The following is a 12,738-nucleotide window of genomic DNA, read 5'->3' as shown; positions in this document are numbered from 1 at the left end:
TATTGTAGGAATAATAAGCTACAGTAAACCCTTAATGTCTTACTTGTCTGTTAATGTGTTTTCGGATGATAATAGCTTTAAATACGTTTCTTTACTGAATGTTAGATATTGTCTTATCATTTATTGCCTTCTTACTTACTTAATGTAGAATGCTTGTGTAAGATTTTGATACCACATTGTGCGTACTCCATTATCGTCGTTTAGTACTTGTTCTTCTATCTTATATACTGTGGTAGTATCCTTTCCAAACTCTATTAAGCAGCGTTTAGCAGGTTTTGAAGATTTTGTTTTAATATTAGTTATCTTTAGTATTGATAATCCATTAAATATAGCTTCTGCTTCAAGTATATCTTTGTTATCATAAGGGATGATAACGGATAGTGTTCCGTTTGCTTTAAGGAGCCTTTTAGAATGGTAGATTAATTCTTGGTGAGAGAGGGTGTCAGTGTGTCTTGCAGTTGTTCTTTGTTGTAAAGGATTTTTCAATGAATTAATAAAATAAGGTGGATTGCATACAATTGCATCGTAAATTCCTTCTTCTTGGGTTTCACTGCATGGGATGTAATCTTGTAGGGAACTATTGAGAATATTTATTCTATCATTAAATGGAGATGCTGAAACATTAAGATGCGCATCTTCAAGCGCTCCCTTGTCAATCTCAATAGCATCGATCTGTGCTATTGAGAAACGTTGTGCCATCATAAGGGCAATAAGTCCAGTTCCTGTTCCTATATCAAGGATTCTTGTACCACCTTTTGCCCAAGCTCCGAGCAATACGCCATCAGTCCCGACCTTCATGGCCGTGTGATCATCAATGATATGAAATTGCTTGAAAGTAAATCCCATTCGTCTCGTTTCAGGATTTATATATTCAGTTTACGAAGCAGATTTTTATTAAGAGCCTGTACCTTTCTACTTTGTTTTGTGAGGTCTTGTCTCATCAAATCAATGTTGTAGAATATTTCAGAAAAGGCAGTTTGCAGCATGTTGGGTTGTCTACAATCTTTCCCTCCCTTAGGATTGACTACGATATTTATTCCCTTTGGTACCACAGAGATGTCTACGTCAGCGTCAGATGTGATAGGATCGCCGTCGTAATGAATAACTCCTTCTTTCTTGCGGCGTATATGAATATGTTTGGCTCTAAAAGTCTTTATCTTTAAGTTTTTATCCAACGTTTTGTTGAAAAGCTCAATGGCAACCTGTGGGGCTTCGATGAGGTCAAATGGTTCCATGATAATAATATCCAACAGACCATCGCTCATAGATGCTTGCGGAGCGATATAGGCATTGTTACCATATTGTGAAGCATTGGCTGCTGATACGAGGAAAGCCTTATAACGATGTGTTCCATCCTCATCTTCTATTACATAAGTTTCAGGCTCATAGCTTAATCCTTCTTCAAGAACTTTCTGCATGTAAGTGATAGGTCCACGTTTGCCAGCTTCTGCAAATTTCATCGAAATAAAAGCATCAAATCCCATTCCACACGTGCAGAAGAACGGATGGTTATTGATGATACCATAGTCGAGTGCTTTAACATCATAACAGTTTATGATGTCAATACATTTCTTTAGATTCATCGGTAGGTTTAGATGCCTTGCAAGTCCATTTCCTGAACCGCAAGGGAGTATGCCTAAAGCAGACTTAGTATTGATAAGTGACCTTCCAACTTCGTTGACCGTTCCATCTCCACCCACAGCCACAACGAGGTCTACGCCTTCTTCCACGGCTTCTCGAGCAAGGTCGGTCGCGTGACCCGCATGTTGCGTTTCTGCAATGCGATAGTCAAACTTGTCTTTATCGAGTCGTTCTTCAATAAGGTCTGGAATACCCGCCTTACTAATTGTACCCGATATAGGGTTTAGGATAAAAACTACTTTTTTCTTATTCATTGTGCCAAATAATCAGCGCATGGTTTATTTGTACAAAGATACATATTTATCAGTTATATCATGGATATTATGAGAGTAAAAATGTTTAAAAATCACTTTTCTAATCAAAAAGACTTTTTTGTCATTCTAAATTAGTATCTTTGCAGCCTAAAATAATATTTAAGTAGTCAATGACTACACCACATTAAAAAATAATGGGACAGTTACAAGACAAGTACAAAAGCTACCGCGAGCCGCAGAAGTTTATGGATGCAGGTGTTTATCCATATTTCCGCGAGATTACAAGTAAGCAAGGAACAGAAGTTACAGATATTGATGGCAATGAGATTCTTATGTTTGGTTCTAACGCCTATACAGGTCTTCCAAACGATCCACGTGTGATTAATGCTGCTCAGCGTGCCCTTGAGAAGTATGGCTCAGGTTGTGCCGGTAGTCGTTTCTTAAATGGTACACTCGATCTTCATGTTCAGTTGGAGAAAGAGCTTGCTGCTTTTGAAGGCAAGGATGAGGCGCTTGTTTTTTCAACAGGTTTTTCTGTAAATGCTGGTGTCCTCTCTGTTGTAGTAGGACGTGGTGATTATGTTATCTGTGATGACCGTGATCACGCAAGTATTGTTGATGGACGTCGTTTGAGTTTTGCTACTCAACTTCGTTACAAGCACAATGATATGGAAGATTTGGAGCGTGTTCTTCAGAGACTTCCTCATGAAGCGGTTAAGCTGATTGTTGTTGATGGCGTCTTCTCGATGGAGGGTGATTTAGCTAATCTGCCAGCAATTGTTGAATTGAAGCACAAGTATAACTGCTCAATCATGGTTGATGAGGCACATGGTTTAGGTGTATTTGGTCGCCAGGGTAGAGGTGTTTGTGATCATTTTGGCTTGACAGATGAGGTAGACCTCATTATGGGTACTTTCTCAAAGAGTTTGGCTTCAATTGGTGGCTTTATTGCTGGTGATAAGGATACTATTAATTATCTCCGTCATACCTGCCGTACATATATCTTTTCTGCAAGTAATGCACCTGCAGCAACAGCTGCTGCTTTGGAAGCTCTCCATATTATAGAGCAGGAGCCAGAACGTTTGGAGCAGTTATGGAAGGTGACTAATTATGCTTTGAAGCGATTTAAAGAAGAAGGCTTTGAGATAGGTGAAACAGAGAGTCCTATCATCCCTCTTTATGTTCGTGATATTGAAAAGACCTTTGTGGTTACAAAGTTGGCGTATGAGGCTGGTGTGTTTATCAATCCAGTAATTCCTCCAGCATGTGCTCCACAAGACACCTTGGTGCGTTTTGCTTTAATGGCTACTCATACAGAGGAGCAGGTTGAACGCGGTGTTCAGGCTTTGACTAAGATTTTCAAGGCGCAAGGTATCATTAAATAAGTATTATCTATTTCCTTATTTAAAAGGATTTGTAATATTAAAACGATGGGGTTATTCTTATAGAGTAAGCCCATCGTTTTTTGTTTATACCTTATATATATATAGTGTTGGGTGATGGGTGTTGGGTGTTGATGTTTTGTTGGTACTTGAGTGTAGAGGGGGTGAATAATTAAGATTATGGTATTATTAGGCTTATAAGCCCAATAAGCCTAATTGGCCTAATAAGCCTAATAAGCCAAATAGGGCATATAACAAAAGATATTTATTTAATAACTGTTTCTTGGGATTATTCGGCTTTTATTTTGTATTATTGTATAGGATGAGTCTTCATGATGAGAAGTTTTTATGAAAAGAATTTGTTGGTAATGGGTATAAAAGTTGTGGTCGGACTGTTATTATGAGTGAAGAGTTAGAGATTTTTCTTGGTGATTTAGGGCTTACAAGGATAGGAAAGTTTGTTCTTTTGCATCTATTGTTATCTTGCTTGAAAAGTACATTGTCGTATGAAAATATTGTTTTGATTAAAAAATAAGATATTCTTTTGAGTTTAAACATTATAAGTACTCTATCTTCTTACTTGCTTGTTTATCAATAACTTTGCGTTTGTTTGATGCTATATGCAAGTTGGGTTCGTAAGAAAAGTATTAATTTTTATTGAAAAAAAACATAGAAAAGTTTGGAGGTATCGGAAATATATAGTACCTTTGCACTCGCAATTCAGAAATGAGCCAATCGTTAATGAATATGCAACGGGGTGTAGCGCAGCTCGGTAGCGCATCTGGTTTGGGACCAGGCGGTCGCAGGTTCGAATCCTGTCACCCCGACTTTTTGTCTAACTCTTTAGAGAAAGAGAGACGTTAAATGCGGCAATAGCTCAGTTGGTAGAGCACGACCTTGCCAAGGTCGGGGTCGCGAGTTCGAGCCTCGTTTGCCGCTCTTTGATATTCTGAATTATATAGAAGTTTTCTTCTAAGTAAATGCCCAGGTGGCGGAATTGGTAGACGCGCACGTTTCAGGTGCGTGTGTTTCACGACGTGCAGGTTCGAGTCCTGTTCTGGGCACTTTCTAAATCAGAATGTCTCGTATATGTTGGAGAGGTGGCGGAATTGGTAGACGCGCTACTTTGAGGGGGTAGTGAAAATTGTTTCGTGGGAGTTCGAGTCTCCTCCTCTTCACATAGAGTTTTGAAGTAAGTCGTTACTTACTTAGTAAATGCGGCAATAGCTCAGTTGGTAGAGCACGACCTTGCCAAGGTCGGGGTCGCGAGTTCGAGCCTCGTTTGCCGCTCTTTTTTTTTAGAGAAACATACATAGCATTTCTTTATGAATTTATATTTGCGATATTTCGATAATGAAGTATTAGTACACAATGTTGAGGAAGCTTTGGATTTTTTAAGTTCTATTCCTGACATTCAACTCACTCCAGAATTGGAAGATGATATCAGAAATTATGCTTCCAACGATGTCTTTTATCCAAAACGTTATAAGGTTCGTCCTCGAGTTTATTTTATAGTCATTAAGACAGAGGCAGCTACAATGATGGATTTTAAGCAGAAAAAAGCCCTTCGTCCGGTTGTTGATGGAATCGTTCGTAAGGATAATCCAGCTATTATGCATCTCAATGAGGAACGTGAGGGGTGGTATGAAGGTGAACTTGATTTTAAGCGTGTCGTCCTCATTCCTACTTCTGGTAAACATGAATATCGTGATACTCATTTTGTAGCACAATGTAAGGCTGTTTCAGGGTGGGATTGCTATAATCGTATCGTTGAGTATCTAAAAGATAGGGTTGACAATAGAAGTCAGTTCCCTTCTGCTAAAGGTAAGAATTTTAAGTTTAGATATTTAGGTATGTGGAAGTAATTTCACATGCCTTTTTGCTATTGCTTTCTTATGAATAAAGTAATGTTAATTGGTAATGTCGGTCGAGAGCCAGAGATAAAATATTATGAGGCAGACCAATGTGTTGCCTCTTTTACTTTGGCAACAACGGAGCGTGGATATACACTTCCAAATGGTACGGTTGTACCTGATCATACTGATTGGCATAACATAGTTCTCTTTAAGGCATTGGCTAAGTATGCTGAGAAGTATATTCATAAAGGCGATAAACTTTATATTGAGGGGCGTGTGCGTTATCGTACTTATGATGATAAGAAAGGTATGCGTCGTTATGTTACAGAGATTTATGGTGACAACCTTGAATGGCTTTCCGCATCCCGTAAATCTGAAAGTGTGTCTGGAGAGAAAGTAGATGATAATGCTTCTGATACTACAGATAATTCTAATTTACCTTTTTAATGGATAGTTTTTTAGTAGTTTTTTCTTCTTATATAAGTATTAATCCAATAGATATTAGTGTGATTCTTGCAATTCTATTGGCTGTTTTTCTACTAAGTCTTTCGGCTTTTGCAAGTGCGTCGGAGATTGCTTTTTTTAGTTTATCTCCAACTGATATAGAGTCGCTTGACCCGGATAAGAATACTTCTGATAAGCTTATTCAGCAGTTTAGAGACGATAGTGAGCGTACGTTGGCAACAATTCTTATTACGAATAATCTTGTCAATGTTGCGATTATTATGCTGTGTAACTATATTTTTTCCAGTCTGTTTACATTTAAGGAAGAGTGGTTGCAGTTTCTTTGTGTAACCATTCTGTTGACTTTTTTGCTTTTACTCTTTGGTGAGATTATTCCAAAGGTTTATAGTAGAAGAAATCCATTGGCATTCTGTAGAAGTGGTGTCAAAGGCATTGTTTTCTTCCGTAAGTTGTTTTGGCCTATCGAAACTATATTGTTGAAAAGTGGTGCTTTTGCTGAAAAGGTAGTTCAAAAGGAGAATCGTCAGTTGTCTGTTGATGATCTTGAACAGGCTTTAGAATTGACTGATAAGAATGATATTAAGGATGAGCAGGGTATGCTGCAAGGTATTATTCGCTTTGGAGATGAGACTGCAAAAGAGGTAATGACTTCTCGTCAGGATATTATAGATTTGGATATCCGCTGTTCATATGAAGATGTCTTGAAATGTATCGTTGATAATAACTATTCTCGTATTCCTGTTTATCAAGATAATCAAGATAATATACGAGGTGTACTTTATATTAAGGATCTCCTGCCTCACCTATCTAAGCCAACTAACTTTAGATGGCAGAGTTTGATTCGACCACCTTATTTTGTTCCAGAGACGAAGAAGATAGACGATCTCTTACGTGACTTCCAAGAAAATAAAGTTCATATAGCTATTGTCGTTGATGAGTTTGGCGGTACGAGTGGTATTGTTACTTTAGAGGACATTCTTGAAGAAATTGTCGGAGAGATTAATGACGAGTTTGATGAAGAAGAGCGTAATTATACAAAGTTAGGTTCTAATATCTACATATTTGAGGGTAAAACTCTCTTGAAAGACTTCTCAAAGATTCTTAATCTCCCAGATGATGAGTTTGATGAGATAGAAGGCGATGCTGATTCTGTAGCAGGTTTACTATTAGAAATCAAGGGAGATTTCCCTGCAGTACATGAGATGCTGGACTATAAGAACTATAAGTTTGAAGTCTTAGCTATTGAAGAGCGTCGTATTAGTAAAGTTAAAGTTACTGTTTGTGGTAAGGATAACGAATGATGTTGAGGGTAAGGTCGTCATTGGTCTGTTGGAGATAGAGAAAGGAAGACAGGCTGAGAACGATGGGGTACATTATGTTTTAACGGAAATGTTAGGCTATGAGCCTTTAGTAGAACATAATGAGGATGGTAAACCAATGATAGAGGGCTATCATATAAGTATATCTCATACTCTTGGTTATGTTGCTGTTATTCTTTCTCGTGACTATGAAGTAGGTGTTGATATAGAATACGTTTCTGATAGAGTAAACCGTATATCATCACGTTTCCTAAGAGATGATGAGGTCTTTGTTGATACGACAGATAAGCTTATTGCTTGGTGTGCCAAGGAAACTATGTATAAACTCTTTTCTTCTGAACATTTAGCTTTAAAAGATATAAAAGTAGACCCGCAGTCAAGCTTAGTAACTAATATGAAGCGTAATATCACGCTTAAGTTTCAGTGTGAGTGTTCTTCAAAGTACATTTTGACTTATACTTGGTATTAAGTCTTATTTTATTTTGTCCTTACTGGCACATCTTAATCCAGATAATAGTTTTGATATCATAAATGCATATAATGATATAAAAAATTCATTATGCAGTAAAAAATGTTTAAATAATTAATTTATTCAGTGTTTTACTTGTTTTTTATTTTCATTTTACCTATATTTGTAACAGTCATTTAGCGGATAACGTAATATATTTACCATTTAGTCTAATTAATAGGAGGTATAAACATGAAAGAAAACAAAACACGAGAATTTTACGAAACTCATGATTTCGAGAATCAGAACAGTCAGGAACATACCGATGCGAATGAAACGCTTGGTGGTGAAATTTGGTACAACTAATGTTGTATGAGTTTAGATTATATATTTTATAATTGATTTTAGGAACGCACTTGCTCTATGAGTTTAAGTGCGTTTTTTATTTTGTTTAAACTTTTTGCATTATCTAAATAGGTCAATTATTCTGGTTACATACTTATTTTAGTGAATCTTACTTATAGTAAACGGCAGAGTATGTATAAATAATAATTGCTATTTGTTTACTTCGTCAGAAATGATTACTTTTGTATCTGTAAAAAACATATTATGAACGAAGCAAACGTAAAAAGGGAGGAACTAATACTTATACGTATAACAGGACAAGATAGACCAGGGTTAACAACTGCGGTGATGTCTATTCTTGCTTGTTATAATGCCCATATTTTAGATATTGGTCAAGCTGATATCCATTCTACTTTATCACTTGGTATTCTTATTCGTATTGATGATCAGGGTGCCGGGCAGGTAATGAAAGAACTGTTATTCAAGGCTACGGAACTTGGTGTAAATATCGGTTTTGCTCCTGTAACAGATGATGAATACGAAGATTGGGTTAACAGACAAGGGAAAAATCGTTATATTCTCACGATTATTGGTAGGTCTTTATCAGCTCGTAATATCGAGGAGGCTACTCGGGTGATTACAGAACAAGGTGTAAATATAGATTCTATTCTTCGCTTGACAGGGCGTCAGAGTATTCGCAAAAGTAATCAAAATGTCAGAGCATGTATAGAGTTTTCATTGCGTGGTACTCCTAAAGACTATAGACAGATGCAGGCTGATCTCATGCAGATGAGTCACGAACAAGGAATTGATTTTTCTTTGCAGGAAGACAATATGTACAGACGTATGCGTCGTTTAATATGTTTTGATATGGATTCTACACTTATTCAGACAGAATGTATTGACGAATTGGCAAAGCGTGCGGGAGTAGGCGAGCAGGTTGCTGCTATTACTGAGCGTGCAATGCGTGGTGAAATTGACTTTAAGAAAAGCTTTACAGAACGAGTTGCTTTGTTGAAGGGGCTCGATGCTGATGTCATGAAGGATATTGCCGAAACGATGCCTATAACAGAGGGAGTTGATCGCTTAATGACTGTTTTGAAGCAGTGTGGATATAAGATAGCCATATTAAGTGGTGGCTTTACTTATTTTGGAGAGTATCTACAGCGGAAGTATGGTATTGATTATGTATATGCTAATGAACTTGAGATAGATGAAAATAATAAACTTACAGGGCGCTACATTGGTGATATTGTTGATGGTAAACGTAAGGCTGAGTTATTGAAGTTATTAGCACAAGTAGAGAAGGTCAATCTCGCTCAGACTATTGCTGTTGGTGATGGTGCTAACGATCTTCCTATGCTTTCTGACGCTGGCTTGGGTATTGCCTTTCATGCTAAACCACGTGTGCAAGCTAATGCTGAACAAAATATTACTACTATCGGTTTAGATGGTGTACTTTACTTTCTTGGTTTTAAGGATAGTTATTTGGGTGAAGCTGGTAAACTTTAATCAAAATAGGTTTATTAAAACCTGAACATATTCCGATAAGGGATGTATCAAATATATTGTAATTCTATGAATATATTTGATGCATCTTTTTTATTGAAACTTATTAATGTTTTCCAATTATTGGTGTCCGATAAAAACTGATTGAAAGTTCTACAAGCCTTTGTTTATCGGCAATACAGGTACATTTAACCAGTGGGGGCTTACTTTTTGTTTCAAATAGTAACCGTTACTCAAAACTATTATTTGAATGAAATTTAGCCGAATATTCAGAGAAAAACACCCCAAATGATACTTTTATAAGCATTCTTTATTACAACAAATTGGAGAGGAAAGTTTTACCGGACACCAATATTTTCCAATATATTCTTTTGTTATAACGTCCCCCATAATTTGTTCTTCATGTATGTGTTGTAAGTTAGCACATATTGTGTTAATGCTCCGCACATGTTGTGCTGATGCTCCGCACACGTAGTGTTGTTGGTAAGTTATAGTACAAATAAAATAGGATACCCTTGTAGAGTATCCTATTTTATTTGTTAGAAATTCCACCAGTGCTTTTTCTTAGGTGGTTTATGATCTTCAAACGAACGATGCGTAAAGTTACGGCTTTCCCATGTCTCGTTATTGGTAATCATTTGATAGATAGTTCCCCAGTCTGGTAGGCCACCAAGATTACGGTCATCGATAAACATTTCTACCTTTAACTTTCTTGAAAAATGATTGTTCTTCTCTTTTTCTTCTTCAGGATAATCCTTGTTTACAGCCCAAAAATCTACCCCACGTTCATGGCACCAATCAACAGCCTCTTGGAGTAGTTCGCCTTCTCTGACGCTCCATAAGATAAGTTGGTGACCATCTTTAATCAGCATTTTAAGCGTATCGGTAGCGAAAGGAATTTCGCTACCGATTTTAGGATATTTATGTTCTACGATGGTTCCATCGAAGTCAACTGCAATAATCATTGTTTGTTAGTTTATCTCTTTATAGAGTCATCGTGCTTATTGCCATAGTGGCTGTTAGCATAGTTACCATAATTGCCATAGTTTCCATACTGTCCATAGCTTGTACCGTAGCTTGCTCTACCATATCTACCATACTTGCCATAACCGCCATAGCCATAGTAATAGCTATATTTTCTCTTAGACATGTCGATACCATTGAGAACAATAGCCATGTTAGGGAACTTCTTCTCGTTTGCAAGTGCATTAATCAAGTTGAAGCTTGACTTTGGAGTATAGTCTGCACGACACATATAGATAGAAGCATTTGCAACGCGCGCAATCTGAAGAGTATCTGTAACAAGACCGACTGGTGCGGTATCAATCATGATATAATCATATCTCTCCTTCAAGAGATTAATGATAATATCTAATGAATTACGTGCAATAAGCTCTGCTGGGTTTGGAGGAATTGGACCTGCCATGAGGAGATCAAGATTCTTATTAACTCCTGAAGGCAAAATCTGCTCATATATATCTTCTATCGTTGGATTATCCTTTACAAGAAGGTTTGTAATACCATGCTTGTGATCGTTGATACCGAACAACTCTGCCAAACGTGGACGACGAATATCAAGACCAACCAAGATAACTTTCTTGCCTAAGAGACCGAAACTAACAGAAAGGTTTGCTGCGTTAAAGGTCTTACCCTCACCAGAAGTAGATGAAGTGAAGAGTACAACCTTCTGTCCTTCCTTAAGCATAAACTGAAGGTTGGTACGCATTGAACGGAAGATTTCTTCCATCTGGTTGTTCTGGTTTTCATGTACAACAATATCTGCTTTACCCTTCGCCTTATTACTTGCAATAGCAACGTCTGCAATGATTGGTAACTTGGTAAGGCGAGCAACATCGTCATGACCCTCAATCTTATAACGGAAGAATTGTAAGATAAGGATTACCAATACAGGAAGTGCTAAGCCAATTAGTAGAGCAACAAGCATAATTGATGTTGACTTTGGACTAATCTTACCTAACAACTGTGGGTCATCAATAAGTTTACCTTTATCGGCTGTTGCTGCCAAAGAAATGTTGTTTTCCTCACGCTTTTGGAGTAACATCAGGTACAAACCAGACTTTACTTCCTGCTGACGGTCAATCTGTGTCAGCATACGTTCCTGTTGTGGAGTCTCAGCAACCTGTTCATTAAACTTATTAACCTGTGCTAAAACGGCATCACGCTGAATCTGTAGGTTCTGGCGTGCAGCACCAATCGCACGACGAATGTTACCATTTAGCTCACGAATTTGTGCTGTTAGTGGCTCTACTACTGGAGAACTTTCTGAAGCACTACGGAGTAAACGATTACGTTCAAGTACTAACTCGTTATATTTGTTAATCAGAGTTGTAGAACTTTGGTCATCCAAACCTACATTAGAAGGAATTACTTGAGAAAGATTACGAGATGAACTTTCAACCTCTCTTGCAATTGTATTGAACAATTCAATCTGTGTCTCAACCTCTGCAAGCTTTAACTCAGAGCTATTCTGATTTGCTACAGAGTTACCTGCGTTCATCTTCAACTCTACAATACCATTTTGCTGTTTATAGTTCTGCAACTGACCTTCAGTCTTGCCCAGTTCGGCATTAATCTTACCCAAACGATCATTGATGAACTTGTCTGTACGAAGTGCAATGGTATTCTTGTCCTCATTTGCTTGACGGTTATATACAATTGCTAACTGCTTCAAGTAATCAAGAGAACGCTGTGGTACTTCGTCTGTAAGCTGCAGCTGCGCAATAGAGGTTGACTTTGCGGTCTGTGCAACTTGAAGTTCGCTGACATACTTATTAGAAGCCATTCTTGGTGAGAGAATGCTTACATTAAGAACATCTGCATTCTTTAATGAATGTCCGTAATTAGGACTAATCGTAATAATACCCGCACGAGTTGCTATTGTTGCAGGAAGGCTGGTGAACTTTCTATTAATAGTGTATGGACCTTCATTTGAGTTGTCGTTAGTTGGTACATAGTAAGTTCCAGTAACAGTATATGTTAAACTGTCTCTTGTTATGCTCAAGTTAATGGGAGCATTCAATCTCTCAAGATGAGCCTGGTCTACATCAACGTTAAGAGGTTGATTGCGATAAAGAATAATGTCTTTTACTCTTCCCTTTGTTGAGTAGTTAACATATAACTTCAAGTCTCTAATAGCATCTTCAGCAATAGAGTGTGATGTCAGAATCTCCATCTCGTTATCAATACCAGTTGAGTTTGAGATAATACCAAGATTTGACATGTTCTGTAAAGAGGAACCACGTCTATTGCTATTACTTTCGTCCTTAATCAGCAACTTTGCAGTAGCCTGATACATTGGTGTGGCATATCTAAGATAGATTGCCCCTAAGCTACCGAAAATAATTAATGACAGTACGAACCAGTACCAGTTGAGTACGATGGTTCGATACAAGGTGGCAAAATCAAAGGAGGAGTTACCTTCATTAACTTCAAGTTCCTTCCCTTGCTCTAATTTAGTTGTTTCTTCCATATTTATTACTTTTCTTATTATTCAGTAAG

10 protein-coding genes and 5 tRNA genes are annotated in these 12,738 nt (G+C 37.5%); 11 read left to right on the top strand and 4 right to left on the bottom strand.

Annotated features, from left to right (window positions below):
* Positions 1–135 precede the first annotated feature (135 nt).
* Both HMPREF1505_RS10995 and HMPREF1505_RS10990 read right to left on the bottom strand, forming a co-directional pair.
* Positions 136–846, bottom strand: coding sequence for a tRNA1(Val) (adenine(37)-N6)-methyltransferase (locus HMPREF1505_RS10995; RefSeq protein WP_036925326.1), 711 nt, complete (start codon positions 844–846; stop codon positions 136–138).
* 17 nt (positions 847–863) lie between these two features.
* A complete protein-coding gene (locus tag HMPREF1505_RS10990) occupies positions 864–1,895 on the bottom strand; it encodes a diacylglycerol kinase family protein (protein WP_036925324.1) in 1,032 nt (343 codons plus the stop codon).
* A gap of 194 nt (positions 1,896–2,089) precedes the next feature.
* Here HMPREF1505_RS10990 and HMPREF1505_RS10985 point away from each other — a divergent pair, with 194 nt between their 5' ends.
* The 11 genes from HMPREF1505_RS10985 to serB all read left to right on the top strand — a co-directional run bounded on the left by HMPREF1505_RS10985 (position 2,090) and on the right by serB (position 9,222).
* The gene (locus HMPREF1505_RS10985) at positions 2,090–3,280 is read left to right on the top strand and encodes an aminotransferase class I/II-fold pyridoxal phosphate-dependent enzyme (RefSeq protein WP_004360851.1); all 1,191 of its coding nucleotides are present in this window, start codon (positions 2,090–2,092) and stop codon (positions 3,278–3,280) included.
* A 750-nt stretch (positions 3,281–4,030) separates the two neighbouring features.
* Positions 4,031–4,104 (top strand) — tRNA-Pro (locus HMPREF1505_RS10980).
* A 39-nt stretch (positions 4,105–4,143) separates the two neighbouring features.
* A tRNA-Gly gene (locus HMPREF1505_RS10975) sits at positions 4,144–4,216 on the top strand.
* 43 nt (positions 4,217–4,259) lie between these two features.
* A tRNA-Leu gene (locus HMPREF1505_RS10970) sits at positions 4,260–4,341 on the top strand.
* Positions 4,342–4,371: 30 nt separating this feature from the next.
* Positions 4,372–4,455: transfer RNA gene (locus HMPREF1505_RS10965), tRNA-Leu, on the top strand.
* A 39-nt stretch (positions 4,456–4,494) separates the two neighbouring features.
* Positions 4,495–4,567 (top strand) — tRNA-Gly (locus tag HMPREF1505_RS10960).
* 35 nt (positions 4,568–4,602) lie between these two features.
* On the top strand, positions 4,603–5,142 hold the full coding sequence (locus HMPREF1505_RS10955; RefSeq protein WP_004360852.1) for a hypothetical protein: 540 nt from the start codon (positions 4,603–4,605) through the stop codon (positions 5,140–5,142).
* A gap of 30 nt (positions 5,143–5,172) precedes the next feature.
* The gene (locus HMPREF1505_RS10950; RefSeq protein ID WP_174254473.1) at positions 5,173–5,580 is read left to right on the top strand and encodes a single-stranded DNA-binding protein; all 408 of its coding nucleotides are present in this window, start codon (positions 5,173–5,175) and stop codon (positions 5,578–5,580) included.
* Positions 5,580–6,899 carry a gliding motility-associated protein GldE gene (gldE, locus tag HMPREF1505_RS10945; RefSeq protein ID WP_036925323.1) on the top strand — a complete coding sequence of 440 codons (1,320 nt, stop codon included), beginning with the start codon at positions 5,580–5,582 and terminating at the stop codon, positions 6,897–6,899. Before HMPREF1505_RS10950 ends, gldE begins: the two co-directional genes overlap by 1 nt.
* The gene (locus HMPREF1505_RS10940) at positions 6,880–7,386 is read left to right on the top strand and encodes a 4'-phosphopantetheinyl transferase superfamily protein (RefSeq protein WP_036925322.1); all 507 of its coding nucleotides are present in this window, start codon (positions 6,880–6,882) and stop codon (positions 7,384–7,386) included. Before gldE ends, HMPREF1505_RS10940 begins: the two co-directional genes overlap by 20 nt.
* Positions 7,387–7,974: 588 nt before the next feature.
* Positions 7,975–9,222: a phosphoserine phosphatase SerB gene (serB, locus tag HMPREF1505_RS10935; protein WP_036925321.1), complete on the top strand. Its 1,248-nt coding sequence runs from the start codon at positions 7,975–7,977 to the stop codon at positions 9,220–9,222.
* Positions 9,223–9,758: 536 nt separating this feature from the next.
* On the opposite strand, the gene HMPREF1505_RS10930 is transcribed toward serB, so the two are convergent.
* Positions 9,759–10,184, bottom strand: a complete 426-nt coding sequence (locus HMPREF1505_RS10930) for a BT0820 family HAD-type phosphatase (protein ID WP_036925320.1) — start codon at positions 10,182–10,184, stop codon at positions 9,759–9,761.
* 11 nt (positions 10,185–10,195) lie between these two features.
* Positions 10,196–12,709 (bottom strand): tyrosine-protein kinase, encoded by a 2,514-nt coding sequence (locus HMPREF1505_RS10925; protein WP_036925318.1) that lies wholly within the window; start codon positions 12,707–12,709, stop codon positions 10,196–10,198.
* Positions 12,710–12,738: the final 29 nt, after the last annotated feature.

The organism is Prevotella sp. ICM33, from assembly GCF_000517825.1.
Lineage (GTDB): Bacteria > Bacteroidota > Bacteroidia > Bacteroidales > Bacteroidaceae > Prevotella > Prevotella melaninogenica.
The sequence above is the reverse complement of the archived record's forward strand: the minus strand, read 5'-3'. Positions and strand labels throughout refer to the sequence as shown.

Excerpts from the sequence above, each read along its gene's own strand:
- HMPREF1505_RS10995 (WP_036925326.1), bottom strand. The coding sequence starts at position 846 with ATGGGATTTACTTTCAAGCAATTTCATATCATTGATGATCACACGGCC.
- HMPREF1505_RS10990 (WP_036925324.1), bottom strand. The coding sequence starts at position 1,895 with ATGAATAAGAAAAAAGTAGTTTTTATCCTAAACCCTATATCGGGTACA.
- HMPREF1505_RS10985 (WP_004360851.1), top strand. The coding sequence starts at position 2,090 with ATGGGACAGTTACAAGACAAGTACAAAAGCTACCGCGAGCCGCAGAAG.
- HMPREF1505_RS10955 (WP_004360852.1), top strand. The coding sequence starts at position 4,603 with ATGAATTTATATTTGCGATATTTCGATAATGAAGTATTAGTACACAAT.
- HMPREF1505_RS10950 (WP_174254473.1), top strand. The coding sequence starts at position 5,173 with ATGAATAAAGTAATGTTAATTGGTAATGTCGGTCGAGAGCCAGAGATA.
- gldE (WP_036925323.1), top strand. The coding sequence starts at position 5,580 with ATGGATAGTTTTTTAGTAGTTTTTTCTTCTTATATAAGTATTAATCCA.
- serB (WP_036925321.1), top strand. The coding sequence starts at position 7,975 with ATGAACGAAGCAAACGTAAAAAGGGAGGAACTAATACTTATACGTATA.
- HMPREF1505_RS10930 (WP_036925320.1), bottom strand. The coding sequence starts at position 10,184 with ATGATTATTGCAGTTGACTTCGATGGAACCATCGTAGAACATAAATAT.
- HMPREF1505_RS10925 (WP_036925318.1), bottom strand. The coding sequence starts at position 12,709 with ATGGAAGAAACAACTAAATTAGAGCAAGGGAAGGAACTTGAAGTTAAT.